General features: G+C 65.8%; 18 protein-coding genes. 7 read left to right on the top strand and 11 right to left on the bottom strand.

Annotated features, from left to right (window positions below; translation table 11 throughout):
• Positions 1–84: 84 nt before the first annotated feature.
• Together ahpF and ahpC are read right to left on the bottom strand one after the other, a co-directional pair.
• Entirely contained in the window at positions 85–1,677 is a 1,593-nt protein-coding gene (gene ahpF / locus NYR97_RS13755) for an alkyl hydroperoxide reductase subunit F (protein WP_316693898.1), read from the bottom strand.
• A 221-nt stretch (positions 1,678–1,898) separates the two neighbouring features.
• Positions 1,899–2,462, bottom strand: a complete 564-nt coding sequence (ahpC, locus tag NYR97_RS13760; protein WP_055822789.1) for an alkyl hydroperoxide reductase subunit C — start codon at positions 2,460–2,462, stop codon at positions 1,899–1,901.
• A 202-nt stretch (positions 2,463–2,664) separates the two neighbouring features.
• On the opposite strand from ahpC, the gene prmC reads away from it, so the two are divergent.
• Positions 2,665–3,516 carry a peptide chain release factor N(5)-glutamine methyltransferase gene (gene prmC, locus NYR97_RS13765; RefSeq protein WP_316693904.1) on the top strand — a complete coding sequence of 284 codons (852 nt, stop codon included), beginning with the start codon at positions 2,665–2,667 and terminating at the stop codon, positions 3,514–3,516.
• Between the two features lie 90 nt (positions 3,517–3,606).
• Positions 3,607–4,548, top strand: coding sequence for a prolyl aminopeptidase (pip, locus tag NYR97_RS13770; RefSeq protein WP_316693906.1), 942 nt, complete (start codon positions 3,607–3,609; stop codon positions 4,546–4,548).
• A gap of 137 nt (positions 4,549–4,685) precedes the next feature.
• On the opposite strand, the gene NYR97_RS13775 is transcribed toward pip, so the two are convergent.
• From NYR97_RS13775 to NYR97_RS13790, 4 genes are read right to left on the bottom strand one after another with little or no spacing between them, the layout of a single operon-like run.
• Positions 4,686–5,483: an N-formylglutamate amidohydrolase gene (locus NYR97_RS13775; RefSeq protein WP_316693908.1), complete on the bottom strand. Its 798-nt coding sequence runs from the start codon at positions 5,481–5,483 to the stop codon at positions 4,686–4,688.
• On the bottom strand, positions 5,476–6,027 hold the full coding sequence (locus NYR97_RS13780) for an NUDIX hydrolase (RefSeq protein ID WP_205392319.1): 552 nt from the start codon (positions 6,025–6,027) through the stop codon (positions 5,476–5,478). Before NYR97_RS13780 ends, NYR97_RS13775 begins: the two co-directional genes overlap by 8 nt.
• On the bottom strand, positions 6,024–7,010 hold the full coding sequence (locus NYR97_RS13785) for a 5'-3' exonuclease (RefSeq protein ID WP_316693912.1): 987 nt from the start codon (positions 7,008–7,010) through the stop codon (positions 6,024–6,026). The genes NYR97_RS13780 and NYR97_RS13785 overlap by 4 nt, the downstream gene beginning before the upstream one ends.
• Entirely contained in the window at positions 7,007–7,582 is a 576-nt protein-coding gene (locus tag NYR97_RS13790) for a nitroreductase family protein (protein ID WP_205392317.1), read from the bottom strand. Before NYR97_RS13790 ends, NYR97_RS13785 begins: the two co-directional genes overlap by 4 nt.
• Before the next feature lie 361 nt (positions 7,583–7,943).
• Here NYR97_RS13790 and NYR97_RS13795 point away from each other — a divergent pair, with 361 nt between their 5' ends.
• Positions 7,944–10,307, top strand: coding sequence for a DUF1631 domain-containing protein (locus NYR97_RS13795; protein ID WP_316693915.1), 2,364 nt, complete (start codon positions 7,944–7,946; stop codon positions 10,305–10,307).
• Positions 10,308–10,493: 186 nt separating this feature from the next.
• Here the strand turns inward: NYR97_RS13795 and NYR97_RS13800 are convergent, their stop codons facing one another.
• Entirely contained in the window at positions 10,494–11,360 is an 867-nt protein-coding gene (locus NYR97_RS13800) for an alpha/beta hydrolase (protein ID WP_316693917.1), read from the bottom strand.
• Between the two features lie 131 nt (positions 11,361–11,491).
• On the opposite strand from NYR97_RS13800, the gene NYR97_RS13805 reads away from it, so the two are divergent.
• Entirely contained in the window at positions 11,492–12,091 is a 600-nt protein-coding gene (locus NYR97_RS13805) for a TetR/AcrR family transcriptional regulator (protein ID WP_210762164.1), read from the top strand.
• 108 nt (positions 12,092–12,199) lie between these two features.
• Here the strand turns inward: NYR97_RS13805 and NYR97_RS13810 are convergent, their stop codons facing one another.
• The 4 genes from NYR97_RS13810 to NYR97_RS13825 all read right to left on the bottom strand — a co-directional run bounded on the left by NYR97_RS13810 (position 12,200) and on the right by NYR97_RS13825 (position 14,263).
• Positions 12,200–12,691 carry a DUF3106 domain-containing protein gene (locus NYR97_RS13810; protein ID WP_205392313.1) on the bottom strand — a complete coding sequence of 164 codons (492 nt, stop codon included), beginning with the start codon at positions 12,689–12,691 and terminating at the stop codon, positions 12,200–12,202.
• A gap of 5 nt (positions 12,692–12,696) precedes the next feature.
• On the bottom strand, positions 12,697–13,038 hold the full coding sequence (locus tag NYR97_RS13815; RefSeq protein ID WP_316693921.1) for a hypothetical protein: 342 nt from the start codon (positions 13,036–13,038) through the stop codon (positions 12,697–12,699).
• Positions 13,035–13,598, bottom strand: coding sequence for an RNA polymerase sigma factor (locus NYR97_RS13820; protein WP_316693923.1), 564 nt, complete (start codon positions 13,596–13,598; stop codon positions 13,035–13,037). The genes NYR97_RS13815 and NYR97_RS13820 overlap by 4 nt, the downstream gene beginning before the upstream one ends.
• Before the next feature lie 245 nt (positions 13,599–13,843).
• Positions 13,844–14,263, bottom strand: a complete 420-nt coding sequence (locus NYR97_RS13825) for a hypothetical protein (protein ID WP_316693925.1) — start codon at positions 14,261–14,263, stop codon at positions 13,844–13,846.
• A gap of 195 nt (positions 14,264–14,458) precedes the next feature.
• Between NYR97_RS13825 and sufT the strand changes: the two genes are divergently transcribed.
• From sufT to NYR97_RS13840, 3 genes are all read left to right on the top strand, one after another.
• Positions 14,459–15,013 carry a putative Fe-S cluster assembly protein SufT gene (gene sufT / locus NYR97_RS13830; protein ID WP_316693927.1) on the top strand — a complete coding sequence of 185 codons (555 nt, stop codon included), beginning with the start codon at positions 14,459–14,461 and terminating at the stop codon, positions 15,011–15,013.
• A gap of 64 nt (positions 15,014–15,077) precedes the next feature.
• On the top strand, positions 15,078–16,163 hold the full coding sequence (locus NYR97_RS13835) for a branched-chain amino acid aminotransferase (RefSeq protein WP_316693929.1): 1,086 nt from the start codon (positions 15,078–15,080) through the stop codon (positions 16,161–16,163).
• Between the two features lie 306 nt (positions 16,164–16,469).
• Positions 16,470–18,215: a S8 family peptidase gene (locus tag NYR97_RS13840; protein WP_316693932.1), complete on the top strand. Its 1,746-nt coding sequence runs from the start codon at positions 16,470–16,472 to the stop codon at positions 18,213–18,215.
• The last annotated feature ends 215 nt before the right edge of the window (positions 18,216–18,430 follow it).

Consider the following 18,430-nt stretch of genomic DNA (forward strand, 5'->3'; position numbering starts at 1 on the left):
AGCCCTTGTTGCGTTGACGGGAAACGACGTGAGCACTTGGCGAGCTTAACGCCCGGCGGTGCCGGGCGCTGTGTTGTGCGGCGGTTATGCGGCCTCAGCCACAACCTCGGCGCTGACCGGTGCACTGGAGCGGATCAGGTAATCGAACGCGCTCAGTGCAGCCTTGGAACCTTCGCCCATCGCGATCACGATCTGCTTGTAAGGCACCGTGGTGGCGTCGCCGGCAGCGAACACGCCGGGGAGATTGGTCTGGCCACGGTCGTCGACGATGATCTCGCCGCGCGGCGACAACGCCACCGAACCCTTGAGGAACTCGGTATTGGGCAGCAAGCCGATCTGTACGAACACGCCTTCCAGATCGACATGCTGGATGTCGCCGCCGGTGCGGTCCTTGTAGACCAGGCCGGTGACCTTCTGGCCATCGCCCAGCACTTCGGTGGTCTGCGCGCTGGTGATGATGCGTACGTTGTGCAGGCTGCGCAGCTTGCGCTGCAGCACTTCGTCGGCGCGCAGCTTGTCGTCGAATTCCACCAGCGTGACATGCGCCACGATGCCGGCCAGATCGATCGCCGCTTCAACGCCCGAATTGCCGCCACCGATCACCGCCACGCGCTTGCCCTTGAACAAGGGGCCATCGCAGTGCGGGCAATAGGCAACGCCCTTGTTCTTGTACTGGTCTTCGCCCGGCACGTTCATCTGCCTCCAGCGAGCGCCCGTTGACAGGATCACGGTCTTGCTCTTGAGCGAGGCGCCATTGGCGAGCTTGATTTCGATCAGGCCATCGGCACCGGCCGGGATCACCTGCTCGGCACGCTGCAGATTCATGATGTCCACATCGTACTGGCGCACGTGCTGCTCGAGCGCGGCGGCCATTTTCGGGCCTTCGGTTTCCGGCACCGAGATGAAGTTTTCGATCGACATGGTGTCCAGCACCTGACCACCGAAACGCTCGGCGGCCACGCCGGTGCGGATGCCCTTGCGTGCGGCATACACCGCCGCTGCCGAACCGGCCGGGCCACCGCCGATCACCAGCACGTCGAAGGCGTCCTTGGCCGCAATCTTGACCGCGTCGCGCTTTGCAGCGTTGGTGTCGAGCTTGGCGACGATCTGCTCCAGCGTCATGCGGCCCTGGTCGAACAATTCGCCGTTCAAGTAGACGGTGGGCACCGACATGATCTGGCGGGTTTCGACTTCTTCCTGGAACAGCGAGCCGTCGATGGCGACGTGCTTGATGCGCGGGTTGAGCACGGCGGCAAGATTCAGCGCCTGCACCACGTCCGGGCAGTTCTGGCACGACAGCGAGAAATAGGTTTCGAACTGGTAGTCGCCATCCAGGTGCTGCACCTGCTCGATCAGCTCGGCGGTGGCCTTGGAGGGGTGACCGCCGACCTGCAGAAGTGCGAGCACCAGGGAGGTGAACTCGTGGCCCATCGGCAGACCGGCGAAGCGCAGCGAGATGTCCTGGCCGGGCGTGGTCAGCGCAAACGAAGGCTTGCGCTGGTTGTCGTCGCGGTGGATGTCCAGGCTGATCTTGTCCGACAGCAGCACCAGGTCTTCGAGCAGGTCGAGCATGTCGCGCGAGCCGGCGCTCTCGTCGATCGAGGCATTGATCTGAATCGGCCGCGTGACCCGTTCCAGGTAGGCGGTCAGCTGGGTCTTGAGATTGGCATCCAACATGGAAAACTCCTGGGAATGGGCAAGGGGAGGGCGTGGCGTCGCTGCGATGAGGCAGGGCGCCGGGGGAGGAGGGGATGAACCGCAGCCGGCGCAATGCTCGGGAATGCGTGCTGGCGATGGCTGGCGAACAGCCCGGCACCGGCTCCGGTTCACCCCCGGCCCATCGCTGGGCCGGAGATGTCCCTCCGGCCTGGCGACAGGCCGAAGGGAATAACGTCGACTTAGATCTTGCCGACCAGGTCCAGCGACGGAGCCAGGGTCTTGGCGCCTTCCTTCCACTTGGCCGGGCAGACCTGGCCAGGATTGTTGGCGACGAACTGGGCAGCGGTGAGCTTGCGCAGGGTTTCGGTGACGTCGCGGGCGATCGAGTTGTCGTGGATCTCCAGCGTCTTGATCACGCCTTCCGGGTTGATGATGAAGGTGCCGCGCAGTGCCAGGCCTTCTTCTTCGATGTGCACGCCAAACGCGCGGGTCAGCTGGTGGGTCGGGTCGCCGATCAGCGGGAACTGCGACTTGCCAACCGCCGGGGAAGTTTCGTGCCACACCTTGTGCGAGAAATGCGTGTCGGTGGTGACGATGTACACCTCGGCGCCTGCCTTCTGGAACGCGGCATAGTTGTCGGCGGCGTCTTCCACTTCGGTCGGGCAATTGAAGGTGAAAGCGGCCGGCATGAAGATCAGCACCGACCACTTGCCCTTCAGGCTGGCTTCGGTGACTTCGATGAAATTGCCGTTGTGGTACGCGTTCGCCTTGAAGGGCTTGACCTGGGTGTTGATGAGAGACATTGAGTTTCCTCGAGCGATGAAAGGGGGGCGGGGGATGGAACAGTCGCCATGGTAGGGAGGATCGATAGATTTCTCAAATCGATTAATGGGATTGCATAGATAGTCTTAGGCTATCGGCTTTGCAGGCTGTCTCTGCCGCTGCAGGGGGCCATTCCATCTCCGATAATGGTCAGCCGATGTTTCGCAGGAGTGAATGATCCGTATGAGCGACGACCCAGCCGGCCTAGCTGCCGACCAGCTGCTGCGGCAGGCAGCCGAGCGGATCGAGCGCAGCGATGCCGAACCGTTGCTGCTGCATGCGCTGGGGCGCGACCGCGCCTGGTTGTTTGCGCACGGCCGCGATGCGGTTGCCGATGCTGTCGCGCAGGCGTTCGAGGTGCTGGTGCAGCGGCGTCAGGCCGGCGAACCGGTCGCGTATCTGACTGGTACGCGTGGATTCTGGACGCTGGATCTGGCGGTCTCGACTGCCACCTTGATCCCACGCGCCGATACCGAAGCGCTGGTCGAGCTCGCCCTTGAGCGCCTCGACAACATGCCAGGCCGCTGTGCTGCCGATCTGGGCACCGGGAGCGGTGCGATTGCGCTGGCCATCGCCAGTGAGCGGCCACACGCACAGGTGATCGCTACCGATGCCAGTGCCGCAGCGCTTGCTGTCGCCCAGCAAAACGCCAACCGCCATCAGCTACGCAACGTCGAATGCCGGCTGGGTCACTGGTTTGCACCGCTGGGGGGCCAGCGCTTCGATCTGATCGCCAGCAACCCGCCGTATATCGCAACGCACGATCCGCATCTGAGTGAAGGCGATCTGCGCCACGAGCCGGCCAGCGCGCTCGCCTCCGGCCCCGATGGACTGGACGACATCCGGCTGATCGTCGCCGATGCGCCCATGCATCTGTTGCCGGGCGGATGGCTGCTGCTCGAACACGGCTGGGACCAGGGCACGGCGGTGGCCGACCTGCTGCGCACGCGCGGTTTCGAGGCGGTGGCGACGCATCAGGATCTGGAGCAGCGCGATCGGGTCACGTTGGGGCGCTGGGTACACGCTGCGGGCTAAGCGTGCGCCAATCGCGTTGCGCGTGTCGTCGGTTGCCCGTGGGTACGCGCCGGCTGCCGATACACTAGCGGTTTCCCGCAGGACCGACGCATGCGCACGCTCTATCCCGAGATCACGCCGTACGACCACGGCACCCTCCAGGTCGACGACCGCCACACCCTGTATTTCGAGCAGTGCGGCAACCCGCAGGGCAAGCCGGTGGTGATCCTGCACGGCGGCCCCGGCGGCGGCTGCAACACCAAGATGCGGCGCTTCCACGACCCGGCCAAGTACCGCATCGTGCTGTTCGATCAGCGTGGCGCCGGCCGTTCCACCCCGCATGCCGATCTGGTGAACAACACCACCTGGGACCTGGTCGCCGATATCGAGCGCTTGCGCGAGCACCTGGGCATCGCACGCTGGCAGGTATTCGGCGGCAGCTGGGGCTCGACGCTGGCGCTGGCCTACGCGCAGACCCACCCGCAGCAGGTCACCGAGCTGGTGCTGCGCGGCATCTTCCTGCTGCGTCGGTTCGAGCTGGAATGGTTCTATCAGCAAGGTGCCAGCCGGCTGTTTCCGGATGCCTGGGAGCATTACGTCAGCGCGATTCCGCCGGTGGAGCGCGCCGATCTGATGTCCGCCTTCCATCGTCGCCTGACCAGCGACGACGAAGCCACGCGCCTGGCCGCAGCCAAGGCGTGGAGTGTGTGGGAAGGTGCCACCAGCTTCCTGCATGTGGACGAGGATTTCGTCACCGGGCATGAGGACGCGCACTTCGCACTGGCGTTTGCGCGCATCGAAAACCATTACTTCGTCAATGGCGGTTTCTTCGAAGTCGAAGATCAGCTGCTGCGCGACGCGCACCGCATCGCCGACATCCCCGGCGTGATCGTGCACGGCCGCTACGACGTGGTGTGCCCGCTGCAAAGCGCATGGGATCTGCACAAGGTATGGCCGAAGTCGACACTGCAGATCAGCCCGGCGTCCGGCCATTCGGGCTTCGAGCCGGAAAACGTCGATGCGCTGGTGCGTGCGACCGACGGGTTTGCCTGAGCGACGACGTCGATCGCCGCCGAGGCATACGCTTAACGCAATCAGCGCATTGCCTGTAGGAGCGCGCTCGCGCGCGATGAGGCGTTACCGGTAAAACCTCGTCGCGCGCAAGCGCGCTCCTACAGTGATTGCCGGTTTTAACGCGGCAGCAGCGCATCCGCCAATGGCGGCAGAAGGCGCGCCAATCGATCTGCCCAGGCACGTTGCCCAGCCGCATCGGCGATCAGATCCTGGCGCAACTCCAGCTCCACATGCAGCAGGCCGCGGCCTTCGCCGTAGACCGGAATCGCGTAGTCGCTGGTGTCGCTGACCGCGTAGGGCTGGTTGTCGCCGACCACCAGATCCGGTTCGCTGCGCAAGGCTTGCAACACGCGGTGTGCCAGCCGTGTGTCGCGGTGGTACAGCACGCCGGCATGCCAGGGCCGTGCGTTGCCGGCCATCGCCGGTGTGAAGCTGTGCATCGAGACCAGTAGCGTGGGCTGACCGCGCGCCTGGCGTGCATCGAGTTCTGCAGCGATACGCGCGTGGTACGGCGTGAAGATCTCATCGATGCGCTGTTGCCGATCGGTTGCCGTCAGCGCCAGATTGCCTGGAATCGGCGTACCGTCGCTGACCTCGGGCATCAGCGTGGCCGAACCGTGCGGACGATTGCAGTCGATCACCAGCCGCGAATAGGTCTGGGCAATGGCGAACGCATCCAGCGCATCGGCCAACAAACGGGTGACTTCGGCAATGCCGATATCCCAGCCGATATGGCGGTCCAGCGCATGCTGCGGCAAACCCAGGTTGGCCAGCCGCGCCGGCACGCGCTGACCGGCGTGATCGGCGATCAGCAACCATGGCGAGGCCGCCTGCGGATTGATCACGGTAAATGTTTTGGGATCGTCGGCGCCCAGCAAGCGGGCAGGGGTGACTTCAGTCGTCGCTTCAACCACGCGGGGTGCCGTCCAGTGCGTGATCGACCAGATACAGCCCGGCCCACAATTTGGGATCCATCTGATAACCCTCGGCCATCTTCTGCACCAGCCAGGCGCCAACCTGTGCACGCGGGATTTCGTGCACGGTGATGTCTTCGCTGGCATCGCCGCCGCCTTCGCCGACCTTGCGCAGGCCGGTGGCGCGCACGAAGGCGATCTTCTCGCTGCTGGCGCCGGCCGAGGTCGGGCCGATCATCAGCACTTCGGCGTGCGCGGCGGTCCAGCCGGTTTCTTCTTCGAGTTCACGAATCGCCGACAGCTCGATCGATTCATCGGCATGCACATCGCCGACCAGGCCGGCCGGCATTTCGATGGTGCGCGCCTGCAGCGGCACGCGGAACTGTTCGACGAACAACATCGCATCGTCCGGCGTCACCGCCACGATGATCGCGGCCAGGCCGCCGGCATGCACGCGCTCGGAATATTCCCAGGTACCGCGCACGACCATGCGCTGGTACTTGCCTTCGTAGACCACGGTGGGCGGGGTGTCGTGTCGGTTCATGGGTGCAGACCTTGTTCCAGGGAAACGGTGGAAAGCGCTGCGGGTGCGCCGGTGCACGCGGCCAGCAGCCGGCGCCGGGTGAGCGGGCCGAAGCGCAGGCTCTCGCACAATCCGGTCAGCATGTCCGCGTCGGCCTGCGCACGCGTGAAACCCGTTGCGGTCAGCGCCAACGGCGCATCGAGCGCAATGGCGCTGAGCTGGCGCCACAGCAAGGCGTGTTCGCGTTGTTCACGCAGCCGCACCGCCATTTGCGCGGCGCCCCGCAGGCGCAAAAATGGGAGTTCGTCCACGCGCTCCAGCAAGGCATCCAGGCTGCCGAAATGCGCCAGCAATATTGCGGCGGACTTGGCGCCGATGCCGGTGACGCCGGGAATGTTGTCGATGGCATCGCCGCACAGCGCCAGATAATCGGCAATCTGATGCGCATGCACGCCATAACGGGCCTTGACGCCGTGCATGTCCCAGCGTTGGTTGCGTGCGTAATCCCATTGTTCGTCGTGTTCGAACAACAGCTGCGACAGATCCTTGTCGGCCGAGACGATCACCCCGCGCAAGCCCTGCGCACGTGCGCTGTGCAAGGCGCTGCCGATCAGATCGTCGGCCTCGTAGTCGCGGTGGGCCAGCACGCTCAAGCCCAATGCCGCGCACAGCGCCTTGCAATGCGCGAATTGGCGCCGCAGCGCGTCCGGTGCGGGCGTGCGATTGCCTTTGTAGGCGGGGTACAGCGCATGGCGAAAACAGCTGTCCAGCGCTTCGTCGAAGGCGATGGTGATGTGTTCGGGGTCTTCGCGTTCGAGCAGGTCGAGCAGAAAGCGCGCGAAGCCGTGCACCGCATTGGTCGGCCAGCCCTGCGCATCCTGGAATTCGTCCGGGATGGAATGCCAGGCGCGGAACACGTACAGGCTGGCATCGACCAGGTACAGCGAGGTCGGGCGCGCGCTGGTGGGCGGCGCGCCGTCGATCGTGGTGGTGTGCGAGGTCACGGTGTCCAGTCGCGCAGCAACGCACGCGGATCCGGGCGCTCGCGTTCGGGCACCTGCATGCGTGGCGTGCCGATGTGGATGAAGCCGGCGATCCGCTCGTTTTCCTCCAGGCCCAGATAGCCGGTCACCGCCGGGTCGTAGGCCATCCACGCGCTCAGCCACTGCGCGCCGAAACCATGCGCCTGCGCCGCCTGTAGCAGTGCAAAGCACACGCAGCCGGCGGTCAGCAATTGTTCCTGTTCGGGCACCTTGTGTCCGGGGCGCAGCGAAGCGATCACCACGATCGCCAATGGCGCATCGTCGAAGCGCCCGCGTTCTTTCGCGATCGCCGCAGCCGATGCCAGCGGGTCGGCGGCCTGGGTGCGTTCGGCCAGGAAATCGCCCAGTGCCTGGCGCGCGTCGCCGCTGATGCGCAGGAAGCGGAACGGCACCAGCTTGCCGTGATCGGGCACGCGCACCGCCGAGGTGAGCATGCGCAGCAGGGTGTCCTCATCCGGCCCGGGCTCGCCGAGCTGCTTGGAGGGGACCGAACGGCGCGCGTCCAGCGCCTGGAGCGAATACGGTGCGTGCATAGTTCCGGATCGAGGCAGCCAAACGGCAATTATAGACGGGCCCTTCCCAACGCCCGCCGCATCGTGCCCGGCCGGGCACCTGCAGGTGCAACCGGGCCAGGGCCGACGGCGTGGGCGGGCCTGCCAAGCGCAAGGCTTAACCCTCGCCAGCGTATAAAGGGCTTGGCAAGCTCCACAGCGGCGCTGCAAGCTACGATGTTCACTTGACACGCAAACCACGGGCGGTCACGAATAAAGTGAGAGATTCATCACATTTAATGGATGAGCGAAACGCCTACCATGCAATAGCGGAATTTGGGGCCGCGTCCGTTTTTTCTTGTTTGAATATTTTCACGCCTGCAGGGGCGGGGAGCCTTTGCGCATGACTTTTCAGCCCAGTCCGTCGGGACACCCGGGCCGTGACCAACGCTTGCTTGAACAGGCGCATGCCGCGTTCGTGCCGGCAATCGCGCAGGTATTTGCCGCTGCAGTCGCACATTTCGACGATGTGCTGTTCGATCGCGCCGAATCTGCGGGCACCTCGCAGTTGCTGTTTCTCGATGGCATGCGCGAGCTGCGTCGCAAACGCGACGATGTGGCCGACCGCTTCCGCCAACAGCTGGAAGACGGCTGGCAGGCGCTGGTACTGGGCATGCCGCTGTCGGCCGAAGTGGTGCTGGCTGGCGAAATCGGCACCGGCCCGCTGAGCCTGGTGCCCGAACATGTGCTGGAATCGCGGCTGGCAGTGCGCAATCTGGCCACCGTGCTGCTGCGCGACTTCAAACAGGTCCTGGCGCGGGTGGACCGCCGCCTTGGCTGGATCGCCGGCGGCCTGGAACTGGTGGCCGATACCAACCCGATCGGCCCGGAACACCTGGGCGTGGCCATCCACGAAGCCTTCGCCATCTGCGACCTGGCGCCGGAAGTGCGCCTGGTGCTGATCAAGCTCTGCGAGCGCGACCTGGCCGAGCCGATCGGCAAGTTGTACGCGCGCCTGGACGACACCCTGCTCAAGGCCGGCGTCATGCCGGAAATGTCGCCACCCAAGCGTCAGCCGCCCCGCGCGCAGCCGCGCGGCGAGACGCCCGAAGAGCGCGCGCGGCTCGATGGCCAGGGGCAGGGCGCGGCTGCCGAGATGGGCGGCGACGATCAGAACGACCACTACGCACCGGCCTGGGCCAACCGTTTTCTGGACCGCTGGGCGCATAGCCGCGGCCGCATGCAGGCTGCCACCCAGCGTGGTCATACCGATGGCGGCGGCAGTGCAGGTGGGATGGACGGCGACGGCGATCATCCCGGCGGTAGCCAGGGCATGTTGCTCGAAGCGCTGCACGAACTCCTGCAGCAGACCCGCAGCGTGCGCGACAGCGCCGCGTCTGCGGCAACGGTGGCAGTGGGCCAGCAACGCCCCCTGAGCCAGCGCGAAATGATGTCGGTGCTGTCGCTGCTGCAGGCCACGCCGAGCGGGACGCTGGGCGCGTCCATGGGCGATGACAACGAATCGCTGGCGCAGCGATTGAAGAACGAAGTGCTGTCCAGCGCCACGCGGCTGGGCGTGGACCCGGCCACCGCAAAACTCGACCCGATGGACGAAGATGCGATCGATCTGGTCGGCATGCTGTTCGATGTGATGCTGGACGAGCGCGATCTGGAAAATCGCTCGCGCGAGATGATCGGCCGGCTGGTGGTGCCGTTCGTCAAGGTCGCGCTGCTGGATCGCAAGATGTTCGTGCAGAAGACCCACCCCGCGCGGCGCCTGCTCAACTCCCTGGCCGAGGCCTGCGAAGGCAATAACGGCGACAGCGCGGCCGAGCGCGTGCTGATGGGCAAGGTCGAGGAAATCGTCGACCGCCTGGTCGCCGAATTCAACGAGAACCTGGCGATCTTTCAGACCCTGGAAGAAGAATTCCGCGACTTCCTGTCGCAGCACCGGCGCCGGGTGGAGATCGCCGAGCGTCGTGCCACCGAAACCCAGCGTGGCCAGGAGAAACTCGAACTGGCACGCAGCCGCGCGTTGTTCGAACTGGAGCAACGGGTGCTGGCCGGCGCGCCATTGCCCAAGGCGGTGGAAGATTTCCTGCGCCAGCCCTGGCTGCATCATCTGACCATGGCGATCCTGCGCGACGGCGACGAAGGTCCCGGCACCGTCGAAGCGCTGGCGCTGGCTGATGGCGTGCTGGAAGAACTGGCCGAGGCGCGTCGCCATATCGTCGGCAAGCCGTGGCTGCAGGTCTGGCAGCCGGCGCTGTATCGGGTGTTCGCCAGCATCGGCCTGCATGGCGATGCGGTGGTGGTGGCGATCAGTGCGCTGCACGACACCTTGCAGGCGATTGCCGAAGCGCGCCCTGAACTGGAAAAGTCGCTGCCCGACTTGCCGCAGGTCAACCTGCCGCCGCCGGCCGCCGAAAGCATCAATGTGGTGCTGGGCGCCGAAGCGGTGGCGCAGAGCATCGACAGCGCCGACGCCACGCGTTTTCGCGCGATGGATATCGGCACCTGGCTGGACTTTGTCGACAAGGACGGCAAGGTGCAGGCCGGCAAGCTGTCCTGGGTGAGTCCGATCTCGCAACGCCTGCTGTTCGTCAACCGCCGCGGCGTGCGTTTTTGCGTCGCCTCGCCGGAAGAACTGGCGGTGATGGTGCGGCTGGGGCGCCTACGCGAACATATCAACGACGGCGCCTTCGACAGCGCGATGCAGGGCGTAATCGACCGCCTGGATCCGCTGCATAACGGCACCGTGCACTGAGAGCCGCGATCAAGGCACCTGCGCGCGCCGCCAGGTGTGCGCGGCCATTACGCGATGCGGCAAGGCCACCCGTACGCGGCGGTTCCAAGCGTTCCATCCGCATCCACCTGGCGACTGATCGCCAGGTGGTTCAGTCAATCCAAACAGGCCGGCACGCCCGCGATGTGCGTGCCCTTGCAGTCTGGATCAGGGCGATGCCGGGCCGATGAACTGCAACGCCTGATCGATCACCGAAGCGTGGTCGACCATGCGGTTGTGGCCCAGTCCTTCGGTACTGACCAGTTGCGCGCCCGGCCAGAGCGCCGCAAAACGTGCGCCTTCTTCCCAGGGGGTTTCGCGGTCGCGGCGGTCGTGAATGATCAGCGCCGGGCGGTCACCGAAGTGCGGCAGGCGTGGCGTTGCGTCGAAATCGGCGAAGCGCTTCCCGGTCAGCTGATGCAACCAGTTTTCAAACGGTGCGAACGTGCCGGGCGCGATGCCGAATGCGCGGAACTGGCGCTGCGCACTCTGCGCCGGTGCCAGCAGCGGGGCGATCAGGACATAGCGTGCCGGCCGCCACGCGGGGTCGTCGGCAAAGACCGCCGCTGCCGCGCCCAGGGAATGGCCGATCAAGGCGGCCGGACGACCGTGGCGGCCGCCGAGGTCGCGCAAAATCCGCACGAAATGCGGCATGTTGCTGATCCTGCCGCCGCTCAAGCCATGCGCGGCCTGATCGAACGCCACCACCGCATAGCCGAGCGCCCGCAGCTGCGGCACCCATGCCGCAAAGCGCAGCCCGTAACTGGCCCAGCCATGCGACAGCAGTACATACGGCTGCTGCGCCGGGTCGCCCCACCGGTAAACGGCAATGTCGACGCCATCGATGCGCAGATTCTGGCGATGCGCATCGGGCAACTGGGCGGCGAGTCCGGCGGCCTGCCGGCGGCCGGCCGCTGCCGGGGTCACGAAGCGGCGAGCCAGAAACCGACCGGTCGGGCCGGGGGTCAGCCGACTGGCGCTGGCCAGCACGCCGCGCAGCAGGCGCGCACGCAATTTGGCGATGGACGAGGACATGGCGGGATCCTTGGAGTATGCGACGTCGTATTGAATCTTGTCGGCGACAAGATGTAGATGAGTCTGCCCAGTCCATCTTGTCAACGTCAAGATGATCTGCTCCACTGAGGTCTCTGCAAACGAAGTTGCCCATGTCGCAATCGTCCGTGCCTGCTGCGTATCACCATGGCGATCTGCCGGCCGCGTTGCGGCGTGCGGGGTGGGAACTGTTGGGCGAGGCCGGTGCGCGCGGGTTGACCTTGCGCGCGTGCGCGCGCCGCGCCGGTGTCTCGCATGCCGCGCCGGCGCATCATTTCGGCTCGCTCGACGGGCTGCTGTCGGAACTGGCCGCCGATGGCTACGAGCGCATGCTCGATCAGATTCTCGCGACCCAGCAGGAACTGGCCGATCCGCTATTGGGGTGCGGGCTGGGCTATATCCGCTTCGCCAGCGCGTTTCCGCAGCACTTCCGGCTGATGCTGGGGCTGGATCTGCGCTCGCGCAGCTTGCCCAGACTGTTGCATGCCAGTGAAGCGGCGATGGCCTGCCTGCGCGAGACGCTGCGGATGCAGTGGATCGCGCGGCACGGCAGCGCCCCGAGTGCCGACGTGCTGGAGCAACGCACGCTGCTGGCCTGGAGCGCGGTGCACGGTTATGCCTCGCTGGCGATCGACCGCAAGCACGCCGGGCTGCTCGCATTTGCGCCCGAACAGGTGCTGGCTCCGCTGCTGCAAGCGGTGCTGATGCCCTGAATGCGTGCGATTGGCTCCCTCATGAGCCGATCACATCGTTGATCCGCTGGACCGCCCGGCACGTGAATCAGTCGGCACGATGACATGCAGGATGGCCTGCGATATCGCTCAATCGTCTACCGGCGGATGCTCGCGCAGCCAGGCGCTGCGTTCGGCCGGGCTCATCTTCTGCCAGCGTTGCTGCAGCGCATTGCGTTCTTGCTGGTTGAGCGTGCGCATGCGTTCGAACAAGGCCTTGGCTTCGCGGCGCTGCTCGGGACTCATGTTGCGGAAACGGTCCATGCCGGCCTTGGCCTGCTTGCGCTGTTCGGGGGTCATGTCCAGCCAGCGGCGTGCGTGGCGATACATGCGCGGGCGCTCTTCGGGCACCTCGTTCCAGCGTTCGCGCAGCGCATCGATCAGCACTTGGCGCTGCTGCTGGGTCAGTTTTTCCCACTCGGGCATCGGCGTCTCCGCCTCGCGCGGTCCCGGACCACGCGGGCCGGGGCCATCGGAGGGTGGCGGCCCCGGCGGGCCCGGCGGAGGTGCCTGGGCCAACAGCGACGCGCAGGGCCCGGCGCACAGCAGCAGGGTCAATAGCAGGCGGGTGGTGCGGGTCATCGTGCTTATTCCATGGCCAAGGCGGTGTCGGATCCGAGCCAGACGTACAGGTCCGGGTTCTGGGTCAGCATGTCGTCGGTATCGGTGGTGCTGGCGATCGTCTGGGTCCCGGCGGTGCCTGAGGGTGCCGATTCGCCCGGACGCAACTGCAGGCCGATGCCGATCGCCAGCAACCCCGAACACGCGGTCGCCAATAACCAGTAACCGCGACGGTTGCGCGAGGGCGCAGTTGCGTGACGTGCCTGGCGCAGGCGTGCCAGCGTCTGCGGCGGCAGGCTGGTGAGCGCGGCGGTGTGCAGTTGACGCAGCTGCGCGTCGAACCGGGCCGGATCGTGGGAGCGGTTCACAGGAAATCCTCGAACTGTTTTTGCAACGCGTCGCGTGCGCGCGACAGGTGGGTTTTGACCGAGCCTTCGGAGCAGCCCATCGCCTTGGCGGTGGTGGCCACGTCCAGCTCTTCCAGCACGCGCAGCGTGAACGCTTCACGCTGGCGCGCCGGCAGGCTGCGCAGGGCCTCGACCAGGCGCTGGTAGGCCTGTTGGTGTTGCCGTTCGTCGACCGGACCGGTGCCGGGGTCGGCCCAGTCGATGGTGCCTTCGTCGTCGGAACGTTCGGCCGGTGCCCAGAATTTCAGGCGGAAGGTGCGCCGCCGCTGCAGGTCGATGATGCGGCTGCGCAGGATTCTCCAGAACAGCGGCGTCCATTCGGCGGCCGGACGCTCGCGGTAACCGAGCAGCTTCACCATGGCGTCCTGCACCGCATCCAGCGCGTCTTCGCGGTGACGCAGGCCGGCCTCGGCAAAACGGAACGCACGCGGACCGATGCCGGCCAGAAAAGCGTCCAGCGACACGGGCGCAGTGACGGCCGGTGGAGCGAGCTGCGGATCGAAAGGGGTTCCCACCAGCACAGCGTAGCTTCCGCGGAGACGATACAACGTCAACGGGCGAGGGTGAATTCGGTTGACACGCCTGCGCGCTGTCGCCGCGCGGATGGACGGCCGTGCGCGCGCCGTGCGCCAGACGATGCGAAGAGGCGATCAGCCGTGTGCTGTCTTTCACCGGCCGTGACGGCGCGGGCGGAGATCGGCGGCCGCGTCGCCGCTGGCGAGCGCTGCCGTCGATCCGGCGGTCAAGACCCGCTGATCTCAGCTGCTCAGCGCGCTGCCCACCAGCCCAGCACCAGCGCCGCGAGATAACAGGCCAGGTCGAAACCGCTATTGGCCAGCTGCAACAAGGTCCAGGCCAGGCCGGCACCCATCTTCTGCGCCGAGGTCCACGGGTCCAGTCCCAGCGAGCCGCCAAGCTGTGCGGACGCAATGCCCCAGTTGGCACCGACGATCACCAGGACCGTGGCCACCAAGGTAATGCCGATGCGCACGCTGCCGGCGCGCAACGTGCCCAGGCGCAGCATCCAGGCTACTTCCAGGGCGACCAGCAGCGCCATCCAGCCGGCCTGATGACCAAGCGAAAGGGCGATGAGCATCCAGGCGATGAGGGCGGTGACGCATCCCAGCAGCAGGAGCGGGGGCCAGAGCCAGTGGGCGGTTCTGGCGGACGCGGTGGTGGGCGGCATTGGAGCTCCTGACAGTGCGCACATGATAGAGCGCGTGGCGCGTTTTGCGCTGCACTGCCGGTGTGAGCCACGGTGGCTGCAGACGACTGTGTGTCAGATGGAATGCAGCGTCGGCGGCACGACCGGCAGCGGCATCGCCGTGGTCGGCTAGAATGGCCGACTTGCGCGCATCCGGCGCGGCCCCATATCCAGCCCATGTATTCCCGTAGCAGCGAACCCGTCCAGTTCGAACGCGATTGCGATGCCGTCATGGTGCCGCAGGGCGATTCGGTGACCCTGCCCGCAGGCAGTTACGGCTATATCACCCAGGCGCTGGGCGGCAGCTATACCGTCTTTGTCGAAGGCAATCTGTTCCGCATTGCCGGCAAGGATGGCGATGCGATCGGCAAGGAGGCCCCGCCGGGGCTGGAATTGCCCGCCAATGCCAGCGATGAAGAGGTGGAGGCGCTGGTGTGGCAGCAGCTGCGCACCTGCTTCGACCCGGAAATTCCGTTCAATATCGTCGATCTGGGCCTGGTCTACGAGGCGGTGATCAGCCATCGCGAACAAGACGATCAGCGCCGGGTCGACGTCAAGATGACCCTCACCGCGCCCGGTTGCGGCATGGGCGAGATCCTGGTCGACGACGTGCGCAGCAAGGTGGAAATGATTCCGACCATTGCCGAGGCCGATGTCGAGCTGGTCTTCGACCCGCCGTGGGGCCGGCATATGATGTCCGAAGCGGCCCGTCTCGAGACCGGCATGCTCTGATCGCCAGGCGCCATGTCGAAGAGGTGGCGCCGCGTCCTTTCGCCCGCCATACAGGAATCTTCCGGTGTCCGTGTCCTTCGCTTCCACCCGTTCCCCGTCGCCGCGCAGTGCCGACGAGCTGTCCGTGATCCTGGCCGCGCCCGGCTTCGGGCTGCACTTCACCGACCACATGGTCGCCATTTCCTGGACCAACGAGCTGGGCTGGCACGACGCGCAGGTGCGCGCGTATGGCCCGCTGCAGCTGGATCCGGCCGCCTCGGTGCTGCATTACGGCCAGGAGATCTTCGAAGGCATCAAGGCCTACCGGCATGCCGACGGCTCGATCTGGACCTTCCGTCCGCAGTCCAATGGCGAACGTCTGCAGCGCTCGGCGCGTCGACTGGCGCTGCCGGAACTGCCGGTCGACCTGTTTGTCGAATCGCTGCGCCAGCTGGTGGCAGTGGATGCAAGCTGGGTCCCCTCGGCGGCGGAAACCAGCCTGTATTTCCGCCCGTTCATGATCGCCGACGAGGCGTTTCTGGGCGTGCGTGCGGCGCACAAGGCCTCGTACTACGTCATCGCAAGTCCCGCCGGTCCGTATTTCGCCAAGGGCGTGGCGCCGGTGTCGATCTGGTTGTCCACCGAGTACGCGCGTGCGGCCAAGGGCGGCACCGGTGCGGCCAAGTGCGGCGGCAACTACGCCGCCTCGCTGCTGCCGCAGCAGAAGGCCTATGCGCAGGGCTGCTCGCAGGTGCTGTTCCTGGACCCGGTGGAAGGCAAATACATCGAAGAACTGGGTGGCATGAACGTGTTCCTGGTCTACAAGGACGGCACGTTGGTGACGCCGGAATTGTCCGGCAGCATCCTGGAAGGCATTACCCGGGACAGCATCCTGCAGCTGGCCCGCGACCGCGGCATGCAGGTGATCGAGCGCAAGGTAGCCGTCGAGGAGTGGAAGCAGGGCGTGGCGTCGGGCGAGATCACCGAGGTGTTCGCCTGCGGCACTGCGGCGGTGGTCACCCCGATCGGCGAGCTGAAGGGCGATGGCTTTGCGGTCGGCGATCTGTCCGCGCCGGCCGGCGAGGTGACCATGTCGCTGCGCCAGGAACTCACCGATATCCAGTACGGGCGTGTCCCTGACCGCCATGGGTGGTTGGTGCGTTTGTCGTAAGTCGACACATTTCGTCAAAAAGGGCCCCCGCATGTCAGTGCGGGGGCTTTTTTGTTTGCGAGACAACAAAAAGGAGGATTTCGACAGGAATCGGGTCGAATTCAGTATGAATTACCTGTGATTAATGTCACAGAAACGTAATTTTATTTCTAAAATTACCAACTGCGTATTGTCCAGTCCGGTTTAGTTGGTATAGGTTCGCTGAACGGATCGATAACAGGGGCGATCCGGGACTCCGGATCTTCGCTCAAGGCGGCGTTTCCGGAAACACCGCTTCGGCGGTTCTCTTGACTGGAAGGGAATTCAATGCTCAACGAGACGTTTCGTCTGCGTCACCATGCGCTCCGCATCCTGGGTGTGTCGGCACTCACCTCGCTGCTGCTGGCAACGCCGGCCTTCGCAGGCGAGGTCTACTTAGACGGCCTGGCCACCGCACAGACGCATCAGAAATTCATCGTGACCTACAAGGACGGCAGCACCGCGCTGGCCAGCCCCACCGCCTTGAGCAATTCGCTGCGAGACGCTGCACGCGCGGTTCCGGCCAAGGCCGGCAAGGCACTGGGCTTGAACTCGGTGCGCCGCCTGGCGCTGGGGCCGGAGCTGGTCCAATCCACCCGCGCGCTGGATCGTCAGGAAGCAGAAACCCTGATGCGCCAGCTGGCCGCCGACCCCAACGTGCAGAGCGTGGAAGTCGATCAGATCCTGCATGCCACGCTGACCCCGAACGATGCCCGCCTGTCCGAGCAGTGGGGCTTTGGCACCACCAACGCCGGCCTCAACATCCGCCCGGCCTGGGACAAGGCCACTGGCACCGGCGTGGTGGTGGCAGTGATCGACACCGGCATCACCACCCATGCCGACCTCAACGCCAACATTCTGCCTGGCTACGACTTCGTCAGCGACGCGACCGCTGCGCGTGACGGCAATGGCCGCGACAGCAACCCGGCCGACGAAGGCGACTGGTATGCCGCCAACGAATGCGGCACCGGCATTCCGGCCTCCAATTCCAGCTGGCACGGGACCCATGTGGCCGGCACGGTCGCAGCGGTGACCAACAACAGCACCGGCGTGGCCGGCACGGCCTTCAACGCCAAGGTGGTACCGGTACGCGTACTGGCCAAGTGCGGCGGCTCGTTGTCGGACATCTCCGACGGCATCGTCTGGGCCTCGGGCGGCACGGTCAGCGGCGTACCCGCCAACGCCAATCCGGCCGAAGTCATCAACATGTCGCTGGGCGGCGGCGGCGCCTGTTCGTCCACCCTGCAGAACGCGATCAACGGTGCGGTCTCGCGCGGCACCACCGTGGTCGTGGCGGCCGGCAACGATTCGGCCAACGTCTCCGGCTCGTTGCCGGCCAACTGCGCCAATGTGATCGCGGTGGCCGCCACGACCTCGGCCGGTGCCAAGGCCAGCTTCTCCAATTTCGGTGCCGGCATCGATGTGTCGGGGCCGGGTCAGGCGATCCTGTCCACGCTCAATAGCGGTACCACCACTCCGGGCAGTGCCAGCTACGCCTCTTATAACGGCACCTCGATGGCGGCGCCGCATGTGGCCGGCGTGGTCGCGCTGGTGCAGTCTGTTGCGCCGACCGCGTTGACGCCGGCAGCGGTGGAGACCTTGCTGAAGAACACCGCACGTGCGCTGCCTGGTGCCTGTTCGGGCGGTTGCGGTGCCGGCATCGTCAATGCCGATGCCGCAGTGACGGCAGCCATCAGTGGCAGCAACGGTGGTGGCGGTGGCGGAACCGGCAACACGCTGACCAACGGCACCCCGGTCACCGGCCTGGGCGCTTCCACCGGCGCGGAGCTCAACTACACCATCGCGGTTCCGGCCGGCAGCGGCACGCTGACCGTGGCGATCAGCGGCGGCAGCGGCGATGCGGACCTGTACGTGCGTGCCGGCAGTGCGCCGACCGACAGCACCTACACCTGCCGCCCGTACCGCAGCGGCAATGCCGAGACCTGCACCATCAGCGCGCCCTCGGGCACCTACTACGTGCGCGTCAAGGCTTACAGCACGTTCTCCGGTTTGACTCTGAGCGCCAGTTACTGAGGTCCGCGTCGGCACTGCCTGGCCGTTTCAGGCAGTGCCGGCCCGCCGCCCCGTAGCCGCGTTACCCCATCAGCGATGTATCGCCCACGTCTGCCATATCGGCAGGCGCAGGGGATGTGTTGCCGCTCGGCCGGAATGGACATCGGCCAATCGTCTCAGCGGGTGTACGCGCCCGTGCAGTTCCCGACCCGATCCGCAGTGCGCGGTGAGGGTCT

The organism is Xanthomonas hydrangeae, from assembly GCF_032697525.1.
Lineage (GTDB): Bacteria > Pseudomonadota > Gammaproteobacteria > Xanthomonadales > Xanthomonadaceae > Xanthomonas > Xanthomonas hydrangeae.